27 protein-coding genes are annotated in these 25977 nt (G+C 58.2%); 16 read left to right on the plus strand and 11 right to left on the minus strand.

Annotated elements, in window-relative coordinates:
* Positions 1 to 122 precede the first annotated feature (122 nt).
* Positions 123 to 833 (plus strand): phage antirepressor KilAC domain-containing protein, encoded by a 711-nt coding sequence (locus FN633_RS07905; RefSeq protein WP_042395233.1) that lies wholly within the window; start codon positions 123 to 125, stop codon positions 831 to 833.
* 335 nt (positions 834 to 1168) lie between these two features.
* Entirely contained in the window at positions 1169 to 2497 is a 1329-nt protein-coding gene (locus FN633_RS07910; protein ID WP_154057338.1) for a sensor domain-containing diguanylate cyclase, read from the plus strand.
* A gap of 15 nt (positions 2498 to 2512) precedes the next feature.
* On the opposite strand, the gene FN633_RS07915 is transcribed toward FN633_RS07910, so the two are convergent.
* Complete coding sequence (locus FN633_RS07915; RefSeq protein ID WP_154057339.1) at positions 2513 to 3049, minus strand: 2-oxo-tetronate isomerase; 537 nt, start codon at positions 3047 to 3049, stop codon at positions 2513 to 2515.
* A 198-nt stretch (positions 3050 to 3247) separates the two neighbouring features.
* Between FN633_RS07915 and FN633_RS07920 the strand changes: the two genes are divergently transcribed.
* The gene (locus tag FN633_RS07920) at positions 3248 to 4468 is read left to right on the plus strand and encodes a diguanylate phosphodiesterase (RefSeq protein ID WP_154057340.1); all 1221 of its coding nucleotides are present in this window, start codon (positions 3248 to 3250) and stop codon (positions 4466 to 4468) included.
* An 11-nt stretch (positions 4469 to 4479) separates the two neighbouring features.
* On the opposite strand, the gene eutC is transcribed toward FN633_RS07920, so the two are convergent.
* The 6 genes from eutC to ampH all read right to left on the minus strand — a co-directional run bounded on the left by eutC (position 4480) and on the right by ampH (position 12303).
* Entirely contained in the window at positions 4480 to 5253 is a 774-nt protein-coding gene (eutC, locus tag FN633_RS07925; protein WP_154057341.1) for an ethanolamine ammonia-lyase subunit EutC, read from the minus strand.
* A complete protein-coding gene (locus FN633_RS07930) occupies positions 5250 to 6641 on the minus strand; it encodes an ethanolamine ammonia-lyase subunit EutB (RefSeq protein WP_154057342.1) in 1392 nt (463 codons plus the stop codon). The genes eutC and FN633_RS07930 overlap by 4 nt, the downstream gene beginning before the upstream one ends.
* Positions 6642 to 6650: 9 nt before the next feature.
* Complete coding sequence (gene eat, locus FN633_RS07935) at positions 6651 to 8030, minus strand: ethanolamine permease (RefSeq protein WP_154057343.1); 1380 nt, start codon at positions 8028 to 8030, stop codon at positions 6651 to 6653.
* 217 nt (positions 8031 to 8247) lie between these two features.
* Complete coding sequence (olsF, locus tag FN633_RS07940; protein WP_154057344.1) at positions 8248 to 9957, minus strand: bifunctional ornithine lipid synthase OlsF; 1710 nt, start codon at positions 9955 to 9957, stop codon at positions 8248 to 8250.
* A gap of 113 nt (positions 9958 to 10070) precedes the next feature.
* Positions 10071 to 11045 carry a porphobilinogen synthase gene (gene hemB, locus FN633_RS07945; RefSeq protein WP_042391540.1) on the minus strand — a complete coding sequence of 325 codons (975 nt, stop codon included), beginning with the start codon at positions 11043 to 11045 and terminating at the stop codon, positions 10071 to 10073.
* A 100-nt stretch (positions 11046 to 11145) separates the two neighbouring features.
* Positions 11146 to 12303, minus strand: a complete 1158-nt coding sequence (gene ampH / locus FN633_RS07950; protein WP_154057345.1) for a D-alanyl-D-alanine-carboxypeptidase/endopeptidase AmpH — start codon at positions 12301 to 12303, stop codon at positions 11146 to 11148.
* 247 nt (positions 12304 to 12550) lie between these two features.
* On the opposite strand from ampH, the gene sbmA reads away from it, so the two are divergent.
* Both sbmA and FN633_RS07960 read left to right on the plus strand, forming a co-directional pair.
* The gene (gene sbmA, locus FN633_RS07955) at positions 12551 to 13771 is read left to right on the plus strand and encodes a peptide antibiotic transporter SbmA (protein WP_154057346.1); all 1221 of its coding nucleotides are present in this window, start codon (positions 12551 to 12553) and stop codon (positions 13769 to 13771) included.
* 14 nt (positions 13772 to 13785) lie between these two features.
* Complete coding sequence (locus tag FN633_RS07960; protein WP_154057347.1) at positions 13786 to 14874, plus strand: DUF1615 domain-containing protein; 1089 nt, start codon at positions 13786 to 13788, stop codon at positions 14872 to 14874.
* An 18-nt stretch (positions 14875 to 14892) separates the two neighbouring features.
* Here FN633_RS07960 and FN633_RS07965 read toward each other — a convergent pair whose 3' ends face one another.
* Positions 14893 to 15192: a DUF2755 family protein gene (locus FN633_RS07965; RefSeq protein ID WP_042391545.1), complete on the minus strand. Its 300-nt coding sequence runs from the start codon at positions 15190 to 15192 to the stop codon at positions 14893 to 14895.
* 255 nt (positions 15193 to 15447) lie between these two features.
* Here FN633_RS07965 and FN633_RS07970 point away from each other — a divergent pair, with 255 nt between their 5' ends.
* Positions 15448 to 15669 carry a DUF2754 domain-containing protein gene (locus FN633_RS07970; RefSeq protein WP_154057348.1) on the plus strand — a complete coding sequence of 74 codons (222 nt, stop codon included), beginning with the start codon at positions 15448 to 15450 and terminating at the stop codon, positions 15667 to 15669.
* Here FN633_RS07970 and ddlA read toward each other — a convergent pair.
* Positions 15666 to 16763, minus strand: a complete 1098-nt coding sequence (ddlA, locus tag FN633_RS07975; RefSeq protein WP_154057349.1) for a D-alanine--D-alanine ligase — start codon at positions 16761 to 16763, stop codon at positions 15666 to 15668. The two genes, FN633_RS07970 and ddlA, sit on opposite strands and share 4 nt — an antisense overlap.
* A 106-nt stretch (positions 16764 to 16869) precedes the next feature.
* On the opposite strand from ddlA, the gene FN633_RS07980 reads away from it, so the two are divergent.
* The 4 genes from FN633_RS07980 (at position 16870) to adrA (ending at position 20400) form a co-directional block, all read left to right on the plus strand.
* A complete protein-coding gene (locus FN633_RS07980) occupies positions 16870 to 17553 on the plus strand; it encodes an extensin-like domain-containing protein (protein WP_154057350.1) in 684 nt (227 codons plus the stop codon).
* Positions 17554 to 17626: 73 nt separating this feature from the next.
* A complete protein-coding gene (locus FN633_RS07985) occupies positions 17627 to 18841 on the plus strand; it encodes a multidrug efflux MFS transporter (RefSeq protein WP_154057351.1) in 1215 nt (404 codons plus the stop codon).
* A gap of 83 nt (positions 18842 to 18924) precedes the next feature.
* On the plus strand, positions 18925 to 19188 hold the full coding sequence (gene iraP / locus FN633_RS07990) for an anti-adapter protein IraP (protein WP_042391548.1): 264 nt from the start codon (positions 18925 to 18927) through the stop codon (positions 19186 to 19188).
* Positions 19189 to 19284: 96 nt separating this feature from the next.
* Positions 19285 to 20400, plus strand: coding sequence for a diguanylate cyclase AdrA (adrA, locus tag FN633_RS07995; RefSeq protein ID WP_208674174.1), 1116 nt, complete (start codon positions 19285 to 19287; stop codon positions 20398 to 20400).
* Positions 20401 to 20447: 47 nt separating this feature from the next.
* Here the strand turns inward: adrA and proC are convergent, their stop codons facing one another.
* Complete coding sequence (gene proC / locus FN633_RS08000; protein WP_154057352.1) at positions 20448 to 21257, minus strand: pyrroline-5-carboxylate reductase; 810 nt, start codon at positions 21255 to 21257, stop codon at positions 20448 to 20450.
* 76 nt (positions 21258 to 21333) lie between these two features.
* On the opposite strand from proC, the gene FN633_RS08005 reads away from it, so the two are divergent.
* From FN633_RS08005 to ppnP, 5 genes are all read left to right on the plus strand, one after another.
* The gene (locus tag FN633_RS08005; protein WP_042391552.1) at positions 21334 to 21813 is read left to right on the plus strand and encodes a YaiI/YqxD family protein; all 480 of its coding nucleotides are present in this window, start codon (positions 21334 to 21336) and stop codon (positions 21811 to 21813) included.
* A 170-nt stretch (positions 21814 to 21983) separates the two neighbouring features.
* On the plus strand, positions 21984 to 22508 hold the full coding sequence (gene aroL / locus FN633_RS08010; RefSeq protein ID WP_154057353.1) for a shikimate kinase AroL: 525 nt from the start codon (positions 21984 to 21986) through the stop codon (positions 22506 to 22508).
* Between the two features lie 57 nt (positions 22509 to 22565).
* Positions 22566 to 22757 (plus strand): protein YaiA, encoded by a 192-nt coding sequence (yaiA, locus tag FN633_RS08015; RefSeq protein ID WP_042391943.1) that lies wholly within the window; start codon positions 22566 to 22568, stop codon positions 22755 to 22757.
* A gap of 138 nt (positions 22758 to 22895) precedes the next feature.
* A complete protein-coding gene (locus tag FN633_RS08020) occupies positions 22896 to 23579 on the plus strand; it encodes an AroM family protein (protein WP_154057354.1) in 684 nt (227 codons plus the stop codon).
* Between the two features lie 88 nt (positions 23580 to 23667).
* Positions 23668 to 23952: a pyrimidine/purine nucleoside phosphorylase gene (ppnP, locus tag FN633_RS08025; RefSeq protein WP_042391556.1), complete on the plus strand. Its 285-nt coding sequence runs from the start codon at positions 23668 to 23670 to the stop codon at positions 23950 to 23952.
* A 60-nt stretch (positions 23953 to 24012) separates the two neighbouring features.
* On the opposite strand, the gene rdgC is transcribed toward ppnP, so the two are convergent.
* Positions 24013 to 24924, minus strand: a complete 912-nt coding sequence (gene rdgC, locus FN633_RS08030; RefSeq protein ID WP_042391945.1) for a recombination-associated protein RdgC — start codon at positions 24922 to 24924, stop codon at positions 24013 to 24015.
* A gap of 124 nt (positions 24925 to 25048) precedes the next feature.
* On the opposite strand from rdgC, the gene mak reads away from it, so the two are divergent.
* Positions 25049 to 25960, plus strand: a complete 912-nt coding sequence (mak, locus tag FN633_RS08035; RefSeq protein WP_208673979.1) for a fructokinase — start codon at positions 25049 to 25051, stop codon at positions 25958 to 25960.
* Positions 25961 to 25977: the final 17 nt, after the last annotated feature.

A 25977-nucleotide genomic window follows, 5' to 3' on the forward strand; every position in this document is an offset into this window, starting at 1 on the left:
GTAACAGAAACCGCAGCTCGTCACTTAAAATCGCTCAAAAAAACTACTGGATATTCGAACAGGGATTAGTATAATAATTACACAACCCAGTCGGGTGCTACAGTAAGTGAGTGGTGAAGCCTATGATGATTCCATTTGAAAGCCTTAATTCTCTGGATCAATCGGCAACGATGAGTAGCCGTGAAATCGCTGCGTTGACAGGCATAACCCACGGTGAAGTAAAACGTATTGTGAAAAGCCTCGAAACGGCGCAGCGTTTATCTGAGCCGGTACGGGTGGCAATGTTTGAGCGGGATGGCGAGAGCTATCAGGAGTTTCTGCTGAACAAGCGTGACTCCCTGTTGGCCGTGGCGCGTCTGTCGCCTGGCTTTACCGCTGCCGTACTCGATCGCTGGCAGGAGCGCGAAAACAAAACAGCGCTGCCTGATTTTACCAATCCGGCAGCGGCGGCCCGCGCATGGGCTGAACAGTATGAGCAGCGCCAGAGAGCCGAGCAGCAGCTGGCCCTCTCTGTCCCAAAGGCGGAGTTTTTTGACCGTTTCGTTGAGGTGCAGGACTCGCTGGGTTTTCGCCAGCTCTGCAAGATGCTGAAGGTGAAAGAGCCGGAGTTCCGTCAGTTCTTGCTGGAACGCAACATCATGTACCGCGTTAACGGCACGCTGACGCCGCAGCTGCATCATCAGCAGGCGGGCTACTTCACCCTGCGCTCTGGCGTCGGTGAAAACCAGCATACCTTCTCCCAGGCGCGCTTTACCGCTAAAGGGGTGAAGTGGGTGGCGGGCCTCTGGGCCGGACATATCGCCACGCAGCCAAAGGGTGCGGCAGCGGCGTAATGGAGCCAGCCGTGTTGGTAAAACGATCCATCACGATACATTCAGCAAATAAGTCGCCAGCGTAATGCTGGCGATGTTGTTTCTACCCGCTCGCTTTTTTCACCTCTGTTTCCCTCTTGCTGACTAGCTCAGGTTACATCCGGCAGCGCTTCTTTTGTCGCAATGTATTTGTCACGTGAATATATGATGGCGGTTCGCTTATAATAACGCGCAGAAATTGAGTATTTCATTCATTAGCATTATTGTCATTGCAGAAAATGACCGTCCTCGGCTAAAGGCAGGCCCAATGTTAAGTAACCCGATCCCTTTTAGCGGGGGCAACGCTAGTATTAATCATGAATGATGATAAAAAGCCATCTGATTCCAGTAGTGTCGACACACAACATCTGATTGATCTGCTTGATAATAATTCTGACTGGGTATGGGAAGTGGATGCCCAGGGACGCTATACCTGGTCCTCTAAAGTTGTCACCAGCCTGCTGGGTGTGTCACCCGAGGCGGTGATCGGTTGTACCCCCTTTGACTTTATGCCGCCCGGCGAAGCCGAGCGCGTTGGCCGCGCATTTTCTGACATCGTGACTAAACGCATTCCGTTCTCTGGTTTAGTTAACCGTAACCGCCGCGCCGACGGGCGAATTGTGGTGCTCGAAACCAGCGGCGTTCCGCTGTTCGATGAGCAGGGCGAACTGCGGGGCTACCGGGGCATCGATCGCAACATCTCGACCCTGGACGAGCGCGTTATGCAACTGGAGACGATTTACGACAAGACCCCCGTCGCACTCTGCATGATTGACCGGCAGGGACATTTGGTGATGTCCAACAAGGCGATGGCGAAGCTGATGGACGTAGACAATACATCTCCCGATGCTCCTGAAAGCCATGTTGCCGATCTGATGCCCGGCTGCTGGCAGCAGTTTGAGGCCACTTTTGCCCTTGCTGATACTGGCGCAGAGATCCCCAGCCGGGAGATTGTCTGGCACACGCGCTGCTACGATACCCACTCGGTGCCGGTCCACGACGCGTCCGGTAACGTCGTGGGACTATCGGTAACCTGGGTTGATATTACCGATCGCCGCCGTGCCGAGCAGAAGCTCGCCAGCGCTAATGCGATCCTGCAACAGCATGCCCAGCATGACCATCTCACCGGCCTGTTTAACCGCCGCTATATGGACGAATGCCTCTCTAACGCCATTACTAACTCACTGGAGGAGCAGTTTCCACTCTCGGTGTGCCTGGCCGATATCGACTATTTTAAGCGCTACAACGATACCTACGGTCATCAGGCCGGCGATCATTGCCTGCGTAGGGTTGCCGAGGCGCTGGTGGCGGCCCGCCGTCAGTCTGAAGACAACGTCAGCCGCTATGGAGGTGAGGAGTTTTTAGTGATCCTGCCGCGTACCGATAGCGCAGGGGCGCTGGCCATGGCAGAGAGAATGCGTCAAAGCATCAACGCGCTGCGTATCCCGCTTCCCGCCAGCCCAACCGGCTATCTGACTATCAGCATTGGGATAGCGACGCTTAGCGAGTGCAGTAGGGTTAACGAAGACCGACCGCTGCATATTATTGCCAGCGGCGTGATCAACCAGGCGGATACCGCACTCTATGCTGCAAAACGGCGAGGCCGTAACGGCGTCGTGGCCGCAGGAGCGATGCAGCGGGCGTAAAAGACGCGCCGATATTTACTGGCTATCGGGCGAATAGCCCAGCCTGTAGAGCAACATCACGATGGCGTATTTTACCGCCTGCGCCAGAACCTCGGTGCAGTCGCCTTCAAAATGCTGTAGCGACGTATAAACGTTATTGCCCGGCAGCGCCCAGCCAAACCAGACGGAGCCAGCAGGGGTGCCGTCTTCGCCGCCATCCGGGCCGCCGTAGCCGCTAACGGCAATGCCAATATCCTCACCGGATACCCTGACCGCGCCCGTCGCCATCTCCTCCACTGTGGCTTTACTGACCGCAGTATGTTTGGCAAGTGTCTCCGGGTTCACATTTAACAGCGTCATTTTCGCTTCATCTGTAAAGGTTATAAATCCGCTGCCGAAAAAAGAAGGTGTGTCTTTCGCTGCGCACAGCGTGGAGCCGAGTAGGCCCCCGGTGCAAGACTCTGCCGTAGTGAGGCGTAATTTTTTGCTCTTTAAGAGATCACCCAGTTCATTTGCCAGAAAATCCAACGGTTTTTCCATGAATTGCTGGCAAAATTGTTGCTCTGTTGTCATTGTTGGCTATTCCTTCTGTGCATCATGAATGGAACAAATCTTCTTAAGTATTGCAGCAAAATGTCGGGCTGGATGCCTGGCGTGAAGAATGCTGATTTTTCTATGAGAAGAGCGCTGTAAGCGGACACAGAGAAAGGCGTAAAGCCTTCACCGCAAGATATACTGATTACGTCACCTGTCGTAAAGGATCTGAACATTATGATTTCTACCCTGATTTACCGGAGCCGCCTGAGCCCCGACTTTGATCCGTCAAAGTTAGGCAAGCTGGTGTGCGTCGCGCAGAGCCGCAACGCGGAGCTGCAAATTTCCGGTATTTTGCTTTTCGACGGGACCCATTTTCTCCAGGTGCTTGAAGGTCCGTTGGCACATGTGAATAGCCTGTATGCCAAAATCAATCACGATACGCGGCATGATAGCGTCGTCGAGCTAATGCGCGACTATGCTCCTAAACGGCATTTTGAAGTCCTTGGGATGACACTGTTCGATCTCCGTTATGACAGTCCACGATCGGTGCTGCGCTCGGTCATTAGTGCCGGCGCGCTTAAGTTCAATCTTGCCTGCGACGGGCGAGTGTATAAATTTATCAAATCATTCCTGCGTGGCAGCTGGCGAGAGCAGTATCCTGGGCGAAGCGAGCCCGACCGCTGGGCGTTTGTGCCTATCGACCTGCCGCTGGCGCAAACCCTGCCGTTCCTGTTCCCCGATCAGCCTTGCCAGTTCGCCATTCAACCCATCGTCGAGCCGCTGCGCGGACAGATCAGCTCCTTTGAAGCCCTGATCCGCAGCCCAAGCGGTGGTTCGCCTCAGGATTACTTTGCTTCCATTCCGCCGGACAAAATTCACGAGGCCGATCTCCTGTCAAAGGAGTGGGCGTTTGCGCTGGCGAAACAAATCGGCATTGGCAGCCATAAGCTCTCTATTAACCTGCTGCCAATGTCGCTGGTGAATATTCCCGGCGCGGTGGATATCCTGCTGGCACAGATCACCCGTCATGGGCTGGTTCCCGAGCAGGTGATTGTCGAGGTGACCGAAGACGAGGTGATCTCCGGCTATGACGAATTTACCATCGCCATTATGCAGCTGCGCTCGGCGGGCATTGGGCTGGCGATCGATGATTTTGGCGCGGGCTTTGCCGGACTGTCGCTGCTCACCAAGTTCCAGCCGGGAGAACTAAAGATCGACCGCAGCATCGTGACCGATATTCATCTGCACGGCCCTAAGCAGGCGATCGTTAACGCCATCGTCAAATGCTGCGCCGAGCTGGAGATCAGCGTCGTGGCGGAAGGGGTGGAGAAGGTAGAGGAGTGGTGCTGGCTGGAGGCGGCTGGCATCAAGCACTTCCAGGGCTATCTGTTCGCTAAACCGGCCCTCAACGGCGTCGCCCCGGTCTGCTGGCCGGTCAGGCAGGTGAAGGTATAGCGCGAGGGCATTTATCCGGCAAGGCGGGGTCTTACTCGCGCATGCAGCGCCGGGTTATCGCTCTCATCTTTCAGTTTGACGCCGGTCAGGCGGCGTAAAAAAGCCTGCTCCAGCAGCCAGGCAAGCTTAAACGCAGCGGCCTCATGGCTCAGCCCCTCCGGGCGGATGTTGGAGATGCAGTTGCGCTCCGAGTCCAGCCGGGTGCGTGTCGGTTGCCACGTCAGGTAGACGCCGAGGCTGTCCGGTGACGACAGTCCAGGACGTTCGCCAATCAACATTGCCACCGCTTTACTCTTCAGCGTCTCGCCAATCTCATCTCCCAGCGCCACCCGCGACTGATGCGCCAGCACCACCGGGCCGGTGGTCAGCCCCAGCGTGTTCAGATAGGGCAGCAGGGCGGTAATCAACGCCACAGCCTGACGATGCACCGCATGGGAGGAGAGCCCGTCACCAATCACCAGCAGCAGATCGTGGGCGGGCACCCGGCTGGCCTGTAGTGCGGCGCGGCTCTCGTCGCTCAGCCTGCGTCCGAGATCCGGCCGGTTGAGATAGACAGGCCGGTCTACCGCGGCACTGTGGGCGTCCAGGGTAGAGAGGCCCAGGGCCGTGAGCTGCTGCGCCAGCGGCTCGCTGTCAAAAGGCTGGTGGACCGCATCGCGAGCCTGGGCGTGGGCCAGACCGAAGCTGAGCACCTCCCGAGTCGGCAGGCTTGCACCGCTGCGACCAAGGGCAATACGGGCGTCGGTAAACGCGCGCAGTAAAGACCAGGCATCAGGATGGTTCATACGTTTACCCCTTCAGGCGGCAGCACGCTCAGCAGCGGGTGGTTAGCTCCGGTGAGCCGCAGCTGGCCCGCGCTATCGATAATCTGCATTTTCGTCAGCCACTCGCTAAACTCTGGAGCATGCTTTAACCCCAGCAGACGACGGGCATAGAGCGCATCGTGGAACGAGGTGCTCTGGTAGTTGAGCATGATGTCATCCGCCCCCGGGACGCCAATCAGAAAGGTCAGCCCGGCGTTGCACAACAGCGTCAGCAGCGTGTCCATATCATCCTGATCCGCTTCCGCATGGTTGGTGTAGCAGACGTCGCAGCCAATCGGCAGGCCCATCAGCTTGCCGCAGAAGTGATCCTCCAGCCCGGCGCGGATAATCTGCTTGCCGTCATAGAGATACTCCGGGCCGATAAATCCCACCACCGTATTGACCAGCAGCGGATCGAAGTGGCGCGCGACGGCGTAGGCCCGCGCCTCGCAGGTCTGCTGGTCGACGCCGTGATGGGCGTTGGCAGAGAGGCAGCTACCCTGGCCGGTCTCAAAGTACATCACGTTATTGCCCAGCGTGCCGCGGCCAAGGCTCAACGCGGCCTCCCGGGCCTCTGCCAGCAGGGCCAAATTGATGCCAAAGCCGCTGTTTGCCGCCTCGGTGCCCGCCACCGACTGGAACACCAGGTCGACGGGCGCGCCGCGCTCTATCAACGCCAGCGTGTTGGTGACGTGCGTCAGCACACAGGACTGGGTAGGAATAGCAAAGCGGCTGATGATGTCATCCATCATATAATTTAGCCGCTCCAGCACCGGCAGGCTGTCGCTGGCCGGGTTAATGCCCACTACTGCGTCCCCTGCACCATAGAGCAGGCCGTCGAGCATGCTAGCGGCAATGCCTTTCAGGTCGTCGGTGGGATGATTGGGTTGCAGGCGTACGCTCAAATGGCCCGGCAGGCCGATGGTGTTGCGAAAGCGGGTGGTGACCCGGCATCGGCTGGCGGCGAGGATCAGATCCTGGTTGCGCATCAGCTTGCTGACGGCGGCGGCCATCTCCGGGGTAATGGCGCGGGCAACGCGGCTCAGGGTCAAAGGATCGGTGGCATCATCCAGCAGCCAATCGCGAAAGTCTCCCACCGTCAGGTGGCTGATGAGGGAGAACGCGTCGCGATCGTGGGTATCGATAATTAGCCGGGTGACCTCATCCGCTTCGTAAGGGATAAGCGGATTCGCCAGGATCGCGCGCAGCGGCACCTCGGCCAGCGCCATTTTCGCCGCCATGCGCTCTTCGGCAGAGTCGGCGCTGATACCCGCCAGCACATCCCCGGAGCGAGCCGGGGAGGCTTTTGCCAGCAGCGTTGTCAGGCTGGCGAACCGGTAGGTGCGGTGCGCCAGAGTCGTTTTATACATGTCGCCTCCTCAGGAGAGGGCGCGCAGCTGCGGATCCAGCCCGGCACGCTCGCGAGCGGTAGCCGTACTGCGAAACCACAGGTAGCCCCCGAGCATCATGGCCGCAAAGATCAGCGCCAGCAGCGGGTTGAACCAGACCATGGCCACCAGGCAGAGTACTGCCATGCCCAGCGCAAAGGCCGGTGCATAGGGAAACAGCGGCGCTTTGAAGGGCCGAATAAGGTTCGGCTCGCTGCGGCGCAGCTTGAACAGCGCGGCCATAGAGGTGATATACATAACAATAGCGCCGAACACCGACATCGTCACGATACAGGCGGTGAGCGGCATACCGCTGATGGAGATCACCGAGTCCGAGAAGATAGCCGCAATGCCCACCACGCCGCCCGCAAGAATCGCCAGGTGCGGCGTCCGAGTCTTACGGTTCAGCGTCGCCAGGCGCGCAGGCAGGTAACCCGCCCGTGCCAGGGAGTAGATCTGCCGCGAGTAGCCCATGATGATGCCGTGGAATGACGCCACCAGGCCAAACAGCCCCAGCCAGACCAGCATATGCAGCCAGCCGCTGTTGTTGCCGACGATCACCTTCATTGCCTGCGGCAGCGGATCGTTGATGTTGGCGAGGTTACGCCAGTCGCCAACGCCGCCGGCAAAGATCATCACCCCAACCGCCAGCACGGTAAGAGTCACAATGCCGCCGCCCAGCGCGCGCGGAATGGTGCGCTGGGGATCTTTCGCCTCCTCTGCCGCCATAGAGGCACCTTCAATGGCGAGGAAAAACCAGATAGCGAAGGGAATGGCGGCAAACATGCCGGAGAGGGCGAGGCCGCTAAAGCTCTCTGCACCCGCCCAGCCGTGGGCGGTGAAGTTGCTCCATGAGAAGCCCGGCGCGACCACGCCCATAAACACCAGCAGCTCGAAGATCGCCAGCAGGGTAACGATCAGCTCGAAGGTGGCGGCAATCCCGACGCCGAGAATGTTCAGGGTCATAAAGATGACGTACGCCGCGCAGGCGATCCATTTGGCATCCAGCGCCGGAAACTGCACGTTCAGGTAGGCCCCAATAGCCATCGCAATCGCCGGTGGGGCAAAGACAAACTCAATCAGGGTAGCGAACCCGGCAATAAACCCGCCGGTCGGCCCGAAGGCCCGATAGGCATAGGCAAAGGGGCCGCCCGCGTGGGGAATCGCGGTCGTCAGTTCGGTAAAGCTAAAGATAAAGGCGCAATACATTGCCGCAATGGCCAGCGCAACGACGAGAAAACCCATCGTGCCCGCCTGCGACCAGCCATAGCTCCAGCCAAAGTATTCGCCGGAGATCACCAGCCCAACGGCAATCCCCCAGAGACGGAAGCTACCGAGCGTTCTCTTCAGTGTGGTTGTAGGTGTCGTCATCATTTGCTGCCTCGCCGTTACACAGTTAAACGGGAGCCTGCAAAGGCGATGCCAGAAAATTAACCCTAGCCATTTCAACAATATGCGCAAAGCGCGTTAAAGACCCTGCACCGCCACGCGCGGGGCAGTGGTGCAGTCTGCCCCGGCGTGGTGAAAAAACGCTACGGTTGACGTGATGCGGGTATGTAGGCCCGCGTAAGCGAAGCGCCACCGGGCATTAACCAGGCATCAGATGCGCACCGATGTAGCGTGCATAGCGCTGGCTTTTCAGATGGGTGAGATCCACCAGCACCAGACCGTCCACACAGTGGTTGAAGTCCGGATCGCTACCGAAGTCGATAAACTGGACGCCGCCCGGCGTGCACAGCTCTGAATACTGCTTGTAGAGCGGAGGAATGCCGCAGCCCAGGTTGCCGAGCAGCGACTTCAGGCGGGTAAGATCCTCGGTGTAATCGTCGCCGGTAAACTGGGCTAGCACCTCAGGAAGCGAGGCAGGCCAGGGGCGACGGGAGGCGGCCAGCGGATGCAGCGGCGGGAACCAGAGGCGGTAGAAGGCTACCAGCAGATCCCGCGCCGCCGGAGGCAGTCCGCCGGAGATCGACACCGGACCGAAGAGATAGCGGTACTGTGGGTAGCGCGCCAGATACGCGCCAATGCCCGACCAGAGGTAGTCCAGTCCGCGACGGCCCCAGTAGCGCGGCTGAATAAAGCTGCGCCCGAGCTCGATGCCATGCTGCAAAATATCATCCATTTTATCGTCATAGTGGAACAGGCTGTAGCTGTACAGTCCGCCCAGTCCCTGCTGCGCCACCTGCTGTGCCGTGGGCATAAAGCGATATGCGCCGACAATCTCCAGATCCGCCTCGTCCCATAAGATCAAATGCAAATAGTCATCGTCATAGCGGTCGATGTCACGCCGTTGCCCGCTGCCTTCTCCCACGGCGCGAAAGGCGATCTCCCGCAGACGGCCTAGCTCGCGCAGCACCGGCACATCCTCCTCGCCGTTGCGCTGCCAGAGGTAGATGGTCTTGCCGTCCGTGGTCTGGCCGAGGCACTCCGCCTGTGCCAGGGCGCGTTTCAGAATTAGCCGCGGCTCCGGCCGGGCGATGGCGCACTCGGTTTTAAACAGCCCCGGCAGACCTTTTCCCAGACGGATAACGTGCTGGCGACAACGCTCCGCCGTCTCACGAACGCTGACGTGCGGGTTATGCAGGCTCTCCCAGGGGATGCGTTGGCCGAGGGTGATGGGCAGGCTGCTGCCCTGGCGGCGAAACATCTGCTGCATCAGCAGCAGCATCGGCAGGGTAGAAGAGATCAGCGTGCTGGCGTAGAAGAGCGGGCTGTTGTGAGCGCGAATAAACACCGGCAGCAGCGGAGTACGAAACTTTGCCGCCAGCTTCACGAAGCCGCTGTGCCAGGCGCTGTCGCCAATGCCGTGGCGGGTCAGGCGCGACACTTCCCCCGCTGGAAAGAAGATCAGCACGCCGCCCTGCTGGAGCTGCGTTTCCATCTGCAGCAGCGAGGATTTGCGCGTGCGTCCGCCCAGGTTATCGACGGGAATAAACAGCGAGCTGAGTGGCTGAAGATGGCTCAGCATCCGGTTGGTAACGACTTTGACATCCCGCCGCACGCGGGAGACAGCATGAAGCAGAGCGAGGCCGTCGAGGGTACCGGTGGGATGGTTGGCGACAATGATGAGTGGGCCATGCTCGGGGATCTGCTCAAGGTCGTGAGCGGAGAGGGTGCTGCGGATGCGAAGGTGCTCAAGGATCTGCTCGACCATATCCAGCCCTTTCAGGTGGCGATGGCGGGAGGCGAACTGCTGAAATTCTTCTTCATAGAGCAGGCGTTTTAGCAGATTGCGTTGCCAGGGGGCGGGCCTGGCCTGAGGCCAGAGGTCATCAAGAACGCTGTCGAGACTAAACATGGTGGCTCCTCCATCCGTCTTAGGCAGACAGTAGAAGGACGAGATGGCGTTTATGTGACAGGAAGGTGAACTTTAGGATGCCCGGCACGCAGAGCGTCACCGGGCACGGCGGTTTAACGCAGGATTTTCCGTTCGGCCAGATCCAGCGCGAAGTAGCTGAAGATCAGATCCGCACCGGCGCGTTTGATCGCACCCAGGCTTTCGAGGATCACTTTGTCCTCGTCGATAGCCCCGGCCTGGGCAGCAAACTTGATCATCGCATACTCACCGCTGACCTGATACGCGCCGAGAGGCAGCTCGGTACGCTCGCGGATATCGCGCAGGATGTCGAGATACGCGCCTGCGGGTTTAACCATCAGGCAGTCTGCGCCCTGCGCTTCGTCAAGCAGCGACTCGCGGATCGCTTCCCGGCGGTTCATCGGGTTCATCTGGTAGGTTTTACGATCGCCCTTCAGCGCCGTCCCGGCCGCTTCACGGAACGGGCCGTAGAAGGAGGAGGCGAACTTGGTGGAGTAGGACATGATCGCCGTGTCGGTAAAGCCTGCGGCGTCCAGCGCCTGACGGATCGCCTGCACCTGGCCATCCATTGCGGCAGACGGAGCGATGAAATCAGCCCCGGCGGCAGCGGCAACCACCGCCTGCTTGCCCAGGTTGAGCAGGGTTGCGTCGTTGTCCACGCCGTGATCGCACAGCACGCCGCAGTGACCGTGGGAGGTGTACTCGCAGAAACAGGTGTCGGACATGACCACCATCTCCGGTACCGCGTCCTTACAGATCCGCGACATACGCGCTACCAGGCCATCCTCTTTCCAGGCATCGCTGCCGGTGGCATCGGTGTGGTGGGAAATACCAAACGTCATGACCGAGCGAATGCCCGCGTTGGCGAAGCGCTCGATCTCACGGGCGAGATACTTCTCCGGAATGCGCACCACGCCCGGCATGGCCTCAATGGCTTTATAGTCGTCCAGCTCTTCTTCAACAAAGATAGGCAACACGAAGTCATTGAGGCTCAGCGTTGTCTCTTCAAACATAGCGCGCAGTGCGGGAGACTTGCGCAGGCGGCGCGGGCGGGTAATTAAATCGGTCATGGTATGCCTGAGGTTGGTGAATCAGAGGGCTATTATAACCCAATCAACCCCGGGGTGTTTCGCCAAAACAGGCGTTAACTACCCCGGAGCGGGGAGAGGATCAGGAGGCTGGGACGATCTGCGGCTGGTTGCCGCTTAGCTCGCTGACCAGGTCATTAACCCCGTCGCTCATATTTTTAAAGCGGGTTAGCGGAGAGCGGGTCACCACCACGAAAACGCCAATGTTGCTCTTGGGGATCATCGCCATATAGGTAATAAACCCACCACCGCCACCGGTTTTTTGAATAATCCCCGGTCGCCCATCTTTCGGTGACATGTAGACCCAGCCCAGCCCCAGCGCGTCGGCTTTGCCCGGCACGTCCATACCTATCACGCGGGTCAACTGGGCGCGCTGGTAGATAAGGGTCTGCATCCGGTCGGCCTGATTGCTGCGGGCGTAAAAGTCTGAGGAGAGGAACTGCTGCATCCAGCGCATCATATCTCCTGGCGTGGAGTAGACGCCGCCGCTGCCGATTGCCGCCAGGGTGTTGTCGCAGGGGCTGGCCCCTTTCTCCGCCACCATCAGGCGTCGGCACTGATCCGGCGAGGGGGTAAAGGTGGTGTCCTTCATCCCCAGCGGGCGCGCGATCTGCTCGTCAAACAGCTGCGGATAGGGCTTACCGGCGGCGTTGGCTAGCGCATCGGCCAGCAGGTCAAAGGCGAGGTTTGAATAGGCCGCCTGCGAGCCGGGGGCTGTTTTCAGCGTGGCGGTAGAGAGCCAGTTCCAGCGCTGATCGCGCGTCGGCCAGGTAAAGACCGAGCGTTGCGCCGCGCCGCCGGGCTGCTCGCGGGGCAGGGCGCTGGTGTGGGTCGCCAGGTTCACCAGGGTGATCGGCGTTCCTTGCCAGCTCGGCACCCGCGCACCGGGAGGCGCATACTTACTGAGCGGATCGTTGAGCTTCACCACGCCCTGGTCGAGCAGCTTCACCAGCATCTCGCTGGTCATCAGCTTGGAGATAGAGGCGATGCGGATCAGCGAGTCGAGCTGCGGACGCACGTTGTTGCCCGGCCGCGTTTCACCGAAGCTGCGAAACACGCGCTGGTTGCCGTCGATCGCTACCATCGCCATGCCGGTCGCGCCGCTGCCATAGAAGATATGGTTGGCATAGCGATCGACAATATCGGACGCAAATTCGGGATCGGGAGAGGTCTGTGCCGCATTTACTGATGAAAAGGTCAGGGCGCACAACAGGGTGGATAAGAGCAGGCAACGTTTCAACGACAGCATCCATCACAAAAGTTAAAGAGATAGAGGGTATTTATACTACTTACTGGCCCGATGCAAAGCCCGGAAAAGCGCTTTATTTTGCGGTCAAGCGTAACGCCGGGTAAACAGACGCTTTTTTCCTGCAACACAATGTCTTCTTTTGACATAGCGCGCTTGTGGTAATCTCACTGGCTTCGGTATTTTCATACCCATAGCGAATTAACCACACAATAAGAGTGAGCCGTCGCAGGAGTATTTCATGTTTAAATCTTTTTTCCCTAAGCCGGGGCCGTTTTTGCTCTCGGCGATCCTGTGGTCGCTGATCGCCGTCATCTTCTGGCAGGCGGGCGGCGGGGATTGGTTAACCCGCATTTTAGGGGCGTCGAAAGAGACCCCAATAGGCGCGTCGCGCTTCTGGTCCGGCAGCTACCTGATCTTTTATGCTTACTACGCCCTCTGCGTGGGTGCGTTTGCCCTGTTCTGGTTTACCTACGCCCCACACCGCTGGCAGCGCTGGTCGATTCTTGGCACCGCGCTGATTATCTTTGTCACCTGGTTTATGGTCGAGGTCAGCGTGGCGATCAACGCCTGGTATGCGCCGTTTTACGATCTGATCCAGCGCGCCCTCAGCGCGCCGCATAAGGTGGCCATCGGCCAGTTCTACCGTGAAACAGGCGTGTTCCTTGGCATCGCGATGATTGCGGTGCTGGTGGCAGTGCTGAATAACTTTTTCGTCAGCCACTACGTTTTCCGCTGGCGTACCGCCATGAACGAATACTACATGGCCAACTGGCACCGCCTGCGCCATATTGAGGGCGCGGCCCAGCGTGTGCAGGAGGACACCATGCGTTTCTCCTCAACGCTGGAGGATATGGGCGTCAGCCTGCTCAACGCGATAATGAAGCTGATCGCGTTTCTGCCGATCCTCGTGGCCCTGTCGCCGCATGTGCCGGAGCTGCCGATCGTCGGCCACGTCCCCTACGGGCTGGTGATCGCTGCTATTCTCTGGTCGTTGGTCGGTACCGGCCTGCTGGCGGTAGTTGGAATCAAGCTGCCGGGGCTGGAGTTTAAGAACCAACGCGTCGAAGCGGCCTACCGTAAAGAGCTGGTCTATGGCGAGGACGATCCTGAGCGCGCCTCGCCGCCGACCGTGCGCGAGCTATTCGGTGCGGTGCGGCGGAACTACTTCCGCCTCTACTTTCACTACATGTATTTCAATATTGCGCGCATTTTCTATCTGCAAATCGACAACGTTTTCGGCCTGTTCCTGCTGTTTCCGTCGATGGTTGCCGGTACGATTACGCTCGGGCTGATGACCCAGATTACCAACGTTTTCGACCAGGTACGCAGCTCGTTCCAGTACCTGATCAACTCCTGGACCACGCTGGTAGAACTGATGTCTATCTATAAGCGTTTACGTACTTTTGAGCGTGAACTTGACGGTGAGGATGTGGTACACGCGACAACTTCACTCAGCTAATGACCGGAGCGGCTATGCAAGCATCACGCAGTTTGACCCTGCTGGCGGGGGCGATCCTCGTCGGCTGTAGCACCTCGCAACCGCCGCCGCTGAAAGAGGGCGAGAAGACGGTAGACGTGGCGAAGCTAGTGCGGCAGAAGATCCCTGCCAGCGTAAAGGATCGTGACGCCTGGGCAGAAGATCTTGCCACTACGTTCAAGAGCCAGTCTCTTGCGCCGACGCGGGAGAACGTCTGCTCGGTGCTGGCGGTGGCGCAGCAGGAGTCGAACTATCAGGCCGATCCTGCCGTACCGGGGCTGAACAAAATCGCCTGGCAGGAGATTGAGAAGCGCGCCGGGCGGCTGCACATTCCCGCTTTTGTGGTGCGCACCGCGCTGAAGGTTCCTTCGCCCAACGGCAAAAGCTACGCCGAGCGGCTTGATAAGGTCAAAACCGAGAAGCAGCTTAGCGCGATCTTTGACGATCTAATTAATATCGTTCCGCTGGGACAGACCCTGTTTGGCTCTCTTAATCCGGTGCACACCGGCGGGCCGATGCAGGTCAGCATCGCCTTTGCCGAGCAGCATACCCGGGGCTATCCGTGGAAGATGGAGGGCACCGTACGTCAGGAGGTCTTCTCCCGGCGCGGCGGTCTGTGGTTCGGGACCTACCATCTGCTTAACTATCCGGCCAGCTACAGCGAGCCGCTCTACCGCTTCGCCGACTTTAATGCTGGCTGGTACGCCAGCCGCAATGCCGCTTTCCAGAGCGCGGTCAGCAAGGCAAGCGGCGTGAAGCTGGCGCTGGACGGCGACGTGATCCTTTATGGCAACCGTGAGGCGGGCAGCACCGAGCGGGCGGTGCGCAAGCTAGGGCCGCAGTTGGGCCTCAGCGACGCCGAGATCCGCGATCAGCTTGAGCAGGGCGATCGTCAGGAGTTTGAGAAGACCGAACTCTACAAAGGGGTCTATCGTTTGGCGGAGAAGAAGAGTGGGAAAAAGCTACCGAGAGCGCTACTGCCGGGGATCCAGCTTGAGAGCCCGAAGATCACCCGCAACCTGACAACGGCCTGGTTTGCGAAGCGCGTGGACGATCGTCGGGCGCGCTGTATGCAAGCGAATTAATGTAATTACGGCGTCACGTTAGTAGTGACGCCAGCGCAGCAGCAGGGCGATAACGCCAAGCAGGGCGCTGCCAATGAGAAACGGAACCAGACCAAAAATCGTGCCCACGCCAAGTCCCATATCAATGCGTGGCCGGTTGCTTTCCTGCATCTGCATCAGATTTTCAAACACGCCAGGGGCATGTATCAGCGCGTTCAGCAGTTGCGCACCCGCCCAGAAGCAGAGCAGCACGAAGACGGCATAAGCGATATTGCCCGGCGTGGAGGCGTCTCGTTTCTTCTCGTTGGCAAAGGGCTTCGACATCATAAATTCTGCCATAGTGACCTCCGATACGCGTTATTGAGCGGGTAATGCACCCGTATTTCAGGTTAATTTTGACAGGTCAGAAGGATTGTCAATATCGGATTGGTGACAATTTACGCATTAATATGAGTCTTGTTTGAGGTTTTACATCTCCAGTCACAAATTCATGACTTTTGTTGCGTTTTATTAACGATTTCGGATTTTCCGCATGCGCCAGGGGCTTGCGGTGGGTAATATGCTCCGATGCTGTATTTCTCTACCGGAGCTGCTATGAAACTGCCTGCCAAAATTCGCCGTGACTGGCACTACTACGCCTTTGCTATCGGGCTGATCTTTATTCTTAACGGCGTGGTCGGGCTGCTGGGATTTGAAGCGAAGGGCTGGCAAAGCTACGCGGTCGGCCTGGTCACCTGGGTGATCGGTTTCTGGCTGGCGGGGTTGATTATTCGCCGCCGTCCCGATGAAGAGACAGCGGCAGAGTCGCAGGATTAAGCCATCGTACTTTTCAGGGCGCTATCGGCCTGATGGCGCTCTAACGCCAGATCGATCAGGCGGCTGATCAGATCGGTATAGCCGAGGCCACTGGCCTGCCACAGCTTGGGATACATGCTGATGTTGGTAAAGCCGGGCAGGGTGTTAATCTCGTTGATAATAATATCGTTGTCGTCGGTCAGGAAGACATCCACCCGCGCCATACCGGCGCACTCCAGCGTCTGGTAGGCGGCAACGGCGGTCTGGCGAATGGCTTCGTTCACCGCCGGATCGATCGCCGCCGGGATCACTACCTGCGCGCCGTTGTCATCGATGTATTTGGTGTCGTAGGCGTAGAACTCGCTATTGAGCACGATCTCACCGCAGGTGCTGGCCTGAGGATTATCGTTCCCCAGCACGGCGCACTCAATCTCCCGCCCCTTAATGCCGGTCTCTACCACCACCTTATGATCGAAGGTAAAGGCGAGGTCAACGGCGGCATGGTACTGCGCCTCGCTGGTGACCTTGCTGACGCCTACTGACGAGCCCTGGTTCGCCGGTTTGACAAACAGGGGCAGACCCAGCTGCGCCTGCACGTCGGCAAAAGCGTATCGCTGACGGTTAGCGCGGGTGAGGGTGATGAAGGGCGCAACTTTTAGCCCGGCATCGCGGAGCAGGCGCTTGGTGATGTCTTTATCCATGCATGCCGCCGAGCCGAGCACGCCGGAACCCACAAACGGCAGATTGGCCATCCGCAGCATTCCCTGCAGGGAGCCATCCTCCCCCAGCGTGCCGTGAACGATCGGGAAGATCACATCTACCGCTGGCAGGGCCGCGCCGCTCTCGGCGTTGATAAGCTGGGCCGTCTCTCTGCCGGGTATATGCGCCACGCTGATAGCGGAAGGATTCAGCGCGATACGTGCCGGATCGCTGGCGTTCTGTAAATAGTTAGCCGCGTCGTTGACGTGCCACTGACCCTGTTTATCAATCCCCAGCAGCAGCACCTCGAAGCGGCTCTTATCAATAGCATCAACGATATTTTTTGCCGACTGAAGCGAGACTTCATGCTCTGCTGATTTCCCACCAAAAACGATCCCTACCCGCATTTTTGCCATTACCACATCCACTCTTATTATTTGGAAAAAAGATACCTTACCACGGCAAAACGCGTGATTCGCGCGCTTCTGCCATAATGTTTTTAGGTGATAAAAGGGGGAGCGCGTGAGAGGCACAGGAGCCATCGTTTTTTTACTTATCGTAGGGGCAGGGGTAGTGGGTTATCGTCACCTGCCCTCGTATTACAACCCCTTTGCGCCACTGCGCCTCGACGATCCGCCGGGCCGTATTACCCAGTTTAAGCTCAAGCGGCTGACGCCCGAGCAGTGCGATGCCCTGCTGGCGGAGGCCAACCAAAAAAGGCTGATCGCTTCCCAGCCCGTCGCCGATAGCAGCGGCACCTGTCCGCTGACTAATACCGTACGGGTACGAGACTTTGGCCCGGTTAAGCTCAGCAGCAGCTTTCTCGCCTCCTGTCCGCTGGCGCTCAGCTCGGCGCTTTTTGTACAGCAGCAGGCCCGGCCGTTGACCGCACGGTATATGTCCAGCGAGCTGGTGCGTATCGATCATCTTGGCAGCTATGCCTGTCGCAATATATACCATCGCGCCAACGCCCGGCTGAGCGAGCACGCCACCGCTGAGGCGCTGGACATCAGTGGCTTTCGCCTCGCCAACGGGCAGCAGGTGACGGTGCTGCGCGGCTGGAAACAGGATAAAACCCAGCCCTGGCTGCGGGCGATGCTTAGTGCCAGCTGCGGCTACTATGGTAACGGCCTGGGGCCAGACTACAACGCCGCCCATGCCAACCATTTTCATCTGGGGATGCGTGGCTATGGGTTATGCCATTAAGTGCCGCTAAGCATAAACCACAGTTATGCTATGCTGGAGCCTGCTGTTAAAACCTTAATATTTGCAGATGCTTATGGAATCCTGGAAGGTTAATCTTATTTCGGTCTGGTTTGGCTGCTTCTTTACCGGCCTTGCGATCAGCCAGATTTTACCGTTCTTGCCGCTCTATATTGCCGAGATGGGCGTGACCTCGCATGAGGCCCTGTCGATCTGGTCCGGGCTCACCTTTAGCGTGACCTTTCTGGTGTCGGCCATCGTCTCGCCTATGTGGGGAAGCCTTGCCGACCGCAAGGGGCGCAAGCTGATGCTGCTTCGCGCCTCGCTGGGGATGGCGATCGCCATTCTGCTGCAGGCCTTTGCTACTAACGTCTGGCAGCTGCTATTTCTGCGAGCCATCATGGGGCTCACCTCCGGCTATATTCCCAACGCGATGGCGCTGGTGGCCTCCCAGGTGCCGCGCGAGCGCAGCGGCTGGGCACTCAGCACGCTCTCCACGGCGCAGATCAGCGGCGTCATCGGCGGCCCGCTGCTGGGGGGCTTTCTCGCCGATCACGTCGGCCTGCGAGCGGTATTTTTTATCACCGCCACGCTGCTGATGGTCAGCTTTCTGGTGACCCTGTTTCTGATTAAAGAGGGGGGGCGGCCCAAAGTCAGCAAGGCGCAGCGCCTGACCGGCAAAGCGGTATTTGCCAGCCTGCCCTATCCGAAGCTGATTGTGAGCCTGTTCGTGACCACCATGGTGATCCAGCTCTGTAACGGCTCGGTGGGGCCGATTCTGGCGCTGTTTGTCCAGTCGCTGGCCCCGGACAGCACCAATATCGCCTTTCTGAGCGGCATGATTGCCGCCGTGCCGGGCGTCTCAGCGCTGATGTCGGCCCCGCGCCTGGGCAAGCTTGGGGATCGGATTGGCACGGCGCGGATCCTGATGGCGACGCTCATCTGCGCGGTCGGGCTCTTTTTTGCTATGTCGTTCGTGACCACACCGCTACAGCTCGGTATCTTACGCTTCATGCTGGGGTTTGCTGACGGGGCGATGCTGCCTGCGGTGCAGACGCTGCTGCTGAAATACTCGAGCGATCAGGTGACTGGCCGCATCTTTGGTTATAACCAGTCGTTTATGTATTTGGGTAACGTCGCCGGGCCGTTGATGGGGGCAAGCATCTCCGCAATGGCCGGTTTCCGCTGGGTGTTCATCGCCACCGCCGTGGTCGTATTAATCAATATTTGGCAGCTGGCAATCATACTCAGGCAGACTCGCCGAACTGCCGCAAACGTTACGCAAAAATAGCCGTTAAAATGTTACTTTTGTGTAACGTGCCATGATAAATTTGGCTGAAAATCTTAAAGAGTTGTGTATGGGGATAGTACGCGATGAAAAACCTGATTGCAGAGCTGCTGGTTAAGCTAGCGGAAAAGGAAGAAGAGTCTAAAGAGCTAGTCGCGCAGGTTGAGGCGCTGGAGATCGTGGTTACCGCGCTGCTGCGTCATATGGCTCAGCCGGAGCAGCTGGCATTGATTCAAAGTATCGAAGGCGCGCTAGAGGCGGCTGGCCCTGATTCTCAGGTACCGAGTCAGGACACTGAGCTGTTGCAGCAGTACCTAAATAAACTCCTGCACCATCCGCGCTCCCGGTAAGCTTAACCCTATCGGGTGAGTGTGATCTTCCTCTCACCCGAAATATCATACTTTCTCCCCGCTGCACCTCTCTATAATTTTGGGAAATGTTTCAGAATATTCCCAATAATGATGAATGATAACAATCTTTATTCTAAAACTGCTGTTAACAAGGAGTGGGTTGAGACCCCTGGTCAGGACGAGCACTTCCTGTCCGGCCAGCTTTTTGCCCGGCGACTCCGCTTGCCGCGTATTTTTGGCCTTGGATGCCTCTTCTTTCCCTTAGGTGGCGCAATGACCTCCCAGCCCGTAGCCGGAGGCTGGTGGCTATTTCTCTTAAGCTGGTCTTTTGTCTGGCCGCATCTTGCCTGGCAGTTGGCGAGCCGCGCAAGCGATCCCCACGCCGCCGAAATCAATAACCTCAAGATTGACGCTATTCTGGCGGGGATCTGGATTGGCGTGATGGGGATGAACATCATGCCGTCGGCGGTGCTGGTGATGATGGTCAGCCTGATGCTGATGGGCATGGGTGGCCCACGGCTGTTCGGCATCGGTATCGTCTTGTTAGTGGGTGCCAGCCTGGTAATGCTCCAGCTTACCGGCACGGCGATAACCTTCACCAGCGCGCCGCTGGAGTGGTGGCTTTGCCTGCCGTTTATCCTGCTCTATCCGCCGCTGTTTGCCTGGGTGAGCTTTCGTACCTTCACCCGCCTCGCCAGGCAGAAGCAGCGCCTGCGCATTATGAGCACCCGTGACGGCATGACGGGTATCTATAACCGGCGGCACTGGGAAATATTGCTGCGCAACGAGTTTGAGAGCTGCCGACGCAACCAGCGGATGGCAACCCTGCTGCTGATCGACGTCGACTACTTTAAGACCATCAACGATACCTATGGTCATGACGTTGGGGATGAGGCGATTATCGCTATCAGTCGCCATCTGCAGATGACCCTGCGCGGAAGCGATATTATCGGGCGCTTCGGCGGCGATGAGTTTGCAGTGATCATGAGCGGGACGCCGGTCGATAGCGCGCTTGCGGCGATGAGCCGGGTTCACGATACCCTGGCGGAGATCCGGCTACCCTGTGCGCCACATCTGGCGCTGCAAATTAGCATTGGCCTCGCACCGCTCACCCCCAGCACGGAGCACTACCGCGAGTGGCTCAAGGCCGCCGACATGGCGCTCTATAAAGCCAAGAAAGGCGGTCGCGGCCGCACAGAGGTTGCGGCATAAGGCGGTTTTGTAGGCCGGGCAAACGCAGAGCCGCCCGGCGTTGGCACTCACAGCTTACTTAGCGCCTCGGACTTCTCCATGCACCTGGTCATCGCTTCAATCACTGCGGCACGGAATCCACGCTCCTCCAGCACCCGCACCGCCTCAATGGTGGTGCCGCCCGGTGAGCAGACCATATCCTTCAGCTCGCCAGGGTGTTTGCCGGTTTCCAGCACCATCTTCGCCGACCCCATCACCGCCTGAGCAGCAAACTTGTAGGCCTGGGCACGCGGCATACCGCCCAACACGGCAGCATCGGCCATCGCCTCGATAAACATAAAGACGTAGGCAGGCGCAGAGCCGCTGACGCCCACCACCGGGTGGATCATCGATTCGGCCACCACTTCCGCCTCGCCAAAGCTGCGGAAAATAGCCAGCACGTCGGCCACGTCTTCCGGGGTCACCAGCGCGTTCGCGGTGATGGAAGTCATGCCTGCATTGACCAGTGCCGGAGTGTTAGGCATGGTGCGCACGATTTTGCGATCGTGGCCAAGGGCGCGCGCCAGCTGGTCAAGGGTGACGCCTGCGGCAATCGATACCACCAGCGTCTCTTTATTCAGGCTGGAGGTGATTTCGCTCAGCGTTTTGATCATCACGTTGGGCTTCACCGCGCCGAAGACGATATCGGCGATCTGCGCGACCTCCTGCGCACTCTGCGCCGGGTTGATGCCATATTGACTGCTGAGGGCAGCGACCTTCTCAGGTGTCGGGGTATAGACCCAAATCTGCTCTGGCTGTACCTGGCCGCTGGCAATCATCCCGCCCAGAATGGCTTTGCCCATATTGCCGCAGCCGATAAATCCGATCTTTTTCTCCATCGCCTTTTCCCTGAATGTGTGATTAATGGGGGAGTTATAGCTTATCATAGTGCCCATAAACTATTCAGGAGCAGCTATGGCAATTTGGGTGGATGCGGATGCGTGTCCAAATGTAATTAAAGAGATCCTGTTTCGTGCAGCGGAACGGACACAGACGCCGCTGACGCTGGTGGCGAACCAGACCCTGCGCGTACCCCCTTCAAAATTCATCCGCTCTCTGCGGGTGCCGGCGGGCTTTGACGTCGCCGATAACGAAATTGTGCGCCTGTGTAGCCCCGGCGATCTGGTGATCACCGCCGATATTCCCCTCGCGGCGGAAGTGCTGGCGAAAGGCGCGGCGGCGCTTAATCCTCGAGGCGAACGCTATAGCGAGGCCACCATCCGCGAAAAGCTGACGATGCGTGATTTTATGGATACGATGCGCGCCAGCGGCGTACAGACCGGCGGGCCGGATACGCTCTCCCAGCGCGATCGCCAGCACTTTGCCGCCGAGCTGGATAAGTGGCTACTGGCGCGAGCACGGCAGGACTTGTCAACGGGACGCCCTTTAAAGTAAGGTGGCGCGACAGATGCCATTTTATCTTTACACGCTGAAACTCGCCATTCATCGCAGTGTCATCATAAATTCGTAACGTTTTATTTACGTCTTTTTCGTACTAGTGTAATAGTATGGCGCTTCAACTATTTGTTTTCCGCAGATCGCGGAACAGGGGAGAACACCAGTTCATGACGTTACCCATCTTTTTAATTGGCGCTCGCGGTTGTGGAAAATCCACTATCGGTGCTGAGCTGGCTCAGGTGCGAGACTGCCGGTTTGTCGATACCGACCACGCGCTGCAGGAGCTGGCGCAGATGACCATCGCGACGATTGTTGAAAAAGAGGGCTGGCCCGGTTTCCGCGCTCGGGAAACCGCAGCGTTGCAGGCCGTCTCCGCGCCTGCGACGGTGATTGCGACCGGCGGCGGGATTATTCTCAGCGAGGTTAACCGCCGTTTTATGCGCGAGACGGGCGTGGTCATCTATCTCTGCGCCCCGGTAGCGGTCCTGGCAGAGCGGCTGAAGGCCTTCCCTGAAGAGGCGCAGCGTCCGACGCTCACCGGCAGGCCAATAAGCGAAGAGGTCAGCGAAGTGCTGGCCCAGCGCGACGCGCTCTACCGCGAGGCGGCGCATCATATTGTCAATGCCGCTCAGTCGCCGGAGCAGGTGGTGGCCGACATTCAGGCGGCGCTACTGCTGGCGCGAGCGAGCTGATTGCAGATCGTGGCCTTTGGCTATACTCATAGCTCTACCAATAAAAAAGGAAGCGCTATGCCTACAAGACCGCCTTACCCGCGTGAAGCCCGCATTGTTACCGTTGAGAAAGGAGGCCAGCAGGAGACGGTAACCTGGTATCAACTTCGTGCTGACCACCCTGAACCGGACTCGCTGATTAGCGAGCACGAGACCGAGCAGGAGGCGCTGGATGCTAAACGGCGCTATGAGGATCCTGATAAAACGTAATCTACACTCTCCCGCTTCATAAATTCAGACAGCCTTTAAGAAGCGGGAGGTTGAACGTTACAGAATTGTTATGAGAGCATAGGTCAGTAGCATAAAGATAAGAACAGACGACTGACGTTAAGAAAGGCGGAAACAAAGATGAGTGCAACCCTGGCTATCCTCACCGTGGGTGTGGTGCCTGTCGATGCCGTGATGCCGCTCCTGACCGAGCACATCGACGCGCAGCAGATTACCCAAATTAGTTTGCTGGGGAAGATGGATCCTCAGGATGTATATGAGGATTACGCCATCGAGCCGGGGGAGAGGCCAGTTCATGCATTGCTAAACAGTGGTGAAGTGGCTCAGGTTTCGCGCAAGAAGGTTGAGCGCGATTTACAGGCCGTCATCGGCGTGATTGATAAACAAAACTACGACGTCATTTTACTCATGAGCACCGAGCGTTTTATCGGGCTCACCCTGTCAGCCCGTCACGCTATTTTGCTGGAGCCTGACAGGATCATCCCCCCGCTGGTCTCCTCTATTGTCGATGGGCACCAGGTCGGCGTCATTGTGCCTTTGACCGGACTCATCGACGGTCAGATGGAGAAGTGGCAGCTGTTAGAGAAGGCCCCCTACTACGAAGTTGCCAGCCCCCTGCAAGGCCATGAAAACGAGCTTATCGCCGCCGGTAAAGCCTTGCTGGCAAAAGGCGCTGACGTACTGATGTTGGATTGCTTCGGCTACTACCAGAAACACCGTGACCTGCTGCAAAAAGCGCTGAATGTGCCGGTGCTACTCTCGAATGTGCTGGTGGCCCGTTTGGCCTCTGAGCTGCTGCTATAGCCATTTTTCGTGACAGAAATTTTGCGTGACAGAGACGAAGGCTGGCCCCTATAGTGATTTTCCATACACTTTTTTATAAGGGCCACCCATGCTTCAAAGTAATGAATACTTTTCAGGTAAAGTGAAATCCATTGGTTTTACCAGCAGCAGTACCGGCCGCGCTAGCGTAGGCGTGATGGCCGAGGGTGAGTACACGTTTGGTACGGCCCAGCCGGAAGAGATGACCGTGGTGAGTGGGGCGCTGAACGTGCTGCTGCCCGGCGATACCGAGTGGAAAACGTATTCCGCTGGCGAGGTGTTCAACGTGCCGGGCCACAGCGAATTTCATCTGCAGGTGGCCGAAGCCAGCGCCTATCTCTGCCGCTACCTGTAACGCGCGTTCCGCCTGTCCCCTGCATCTGTCCCCTACATTGAGGGGACAGTGCATGCTGCCTTAGCGCTGCGCTTCGCCGCCGAGGCCTTCTACCAGACTCTGCACTAGCGCTGCCAGCTCGCCGGTCATCAGGATAAAGTCAGCGTCAAAACGCTGGGCGAAATCATCCCGGTCGATATCCTCATTCTGGTCGCGCAGCTCGTCAGCAAACTTCAGCCGCTTAATCGAGCCGTCATCGCACATTACAAACTGAATACGCTGCTGCCAGTCAAGCGCCAGCTTGGTCACCAGCTTGCCCGCTTCAATGTGCACCGCAATTTCATCGCTCACCAGATCCTGCTTTTTACAGCGGATCACACCGCCATCTTCGAGAATCGCTTTCAGCTCCGCCTCGTCCTGGATCTGGAAGCCCTGCGCCGCGCTGCCGCTGCGCACCCACTCGGTCAGGGTCAGTTCAATAGGATTCTCCAGCGTCAGCGGCACCACCGGCAGCGAACCGAGGCTTTTACGCAGCAAGGCCAGCGTATCTTCCGCTTTCTTGGCGCTGGCGCAGTCGACCATAATCAGGCCGTTCACGGTATCGATCCACATCATGGTCTGGCTGAAGCGGCTGAACGCGCGCGGTAGCAGAGAGTGGAGCACCTCATCCTTCAGCGAATCTTTTTCGGTCTTCTTCAGCTTGCGGCCCTGATCGGCCTCCAGCTTGGCAATTTTGGCTTCCAGCGTCTGCTTGACGACCGATGACGGCAGGATCTTCTCTTCTTTACGGGCACAAATGATGATTTGGCCGTTGTTGGTGTGGGTCAAAGCATCACTGTGTGAACCCATCGGCGGAACCCAACCGGTTTTTGCCATATCCTGGCTACCGCAAGGGGTAAATGAGAGCGCGGATAACTGTTTTTCCATCTCCTCTGCACGCAGCGCAATATCGCGGCTGAGACGGTAAACCATTAAATTTTTGAACCACAGCATGATATTTTCCACAGCCTTGTCGTTAAATGCAGCGGGCATGATAGCGAATTGTCTTGCCGCTTGCATTGCTAATCCCCCTGCGGGGTTCTACTCTCTTGATATTGCTAAAAATAAGGAGATCGCTGTGCGTATAGGTATTGATTTGGGCGGCACCAAAACAGAGGTTATTGCGCTCGGCGACAGCGGTGAACAGCTGTTCCGCCACCGTCTGCCCACCCCGCGCGACGACTATCAGCAGACCATTGAAACCATCGCCACGCTGGTCGAGATGGCAGAGAAAGAGACGGGCCAGCAGGGCACCGTAGGGATGGGCATCCCAGGCTCACTCTCCCCCTACACCGGGGTCGTGAAAAACGCCAACTCCACCTGGCTGAACGGCCAGCCGTTTGATAAAGATCTCAGCAAACGGCTGAGTCGTGAAGTGCGTCTGGCTAACGATGCCAACTGCCTGGCGGTCTCAGAGGCCATCGACGGCGCGGCCGCCGGGGCGCAGACCGTTTTCGCGGTGATTATCGGCACCGGCTGCGGGGCGGGGATCGCCTTTAACGGCCATGCTCACTCCGGTGGCAACGGCACGGCGGGCGAGTGGGGCCATAATCCGCTGCCGTGGATGGACGAAGACGAGCTGCGCTACCGGGAAGAGGTGCCGTGCTACTGCGGCAAGCAGGGGTGCATTGAGACCTTTATCTCCGGGACCGGTTTTGCCCGGGATTTCCATCGCCTGAGCGGCCAGCCGCTGAAGGGCAACGAGATTATTCGCCTGGTGGACGAGCAGGATGCCGTCGCCGAGCTGGCGCTGAGCCGCTACGAGCTGCGACTGGCGAAGTCGCTGGCGCACGTGGTGAATATCCTCGATCCGGATGTGATCGTGCTAGGCGGCGGCATGAGCAACGTTGACCGGCTCTATAAAACCGTGCCGCAGCTGATTAAAAACTGGGTGTTTGGCGGGGAGTGTGAAACGCCGATCCGCAAGGCGGTGCACGGCGACTCCAGCGGCGTTCGCGGCGCGGCATGGCTCTGGCCGCTGGAGAAGTAGTTTCCCAGACGAGGGCA

Source organism: Pseudescherichia vulneris, assembly GCF_902164725.1.
GTDB lineage: Bacteria > Pseudomonadota > Gammaproteobacteria > Enterobacterales > Enterobacteriaceae > Pseudescherichia > Pseudescherichia vulneris.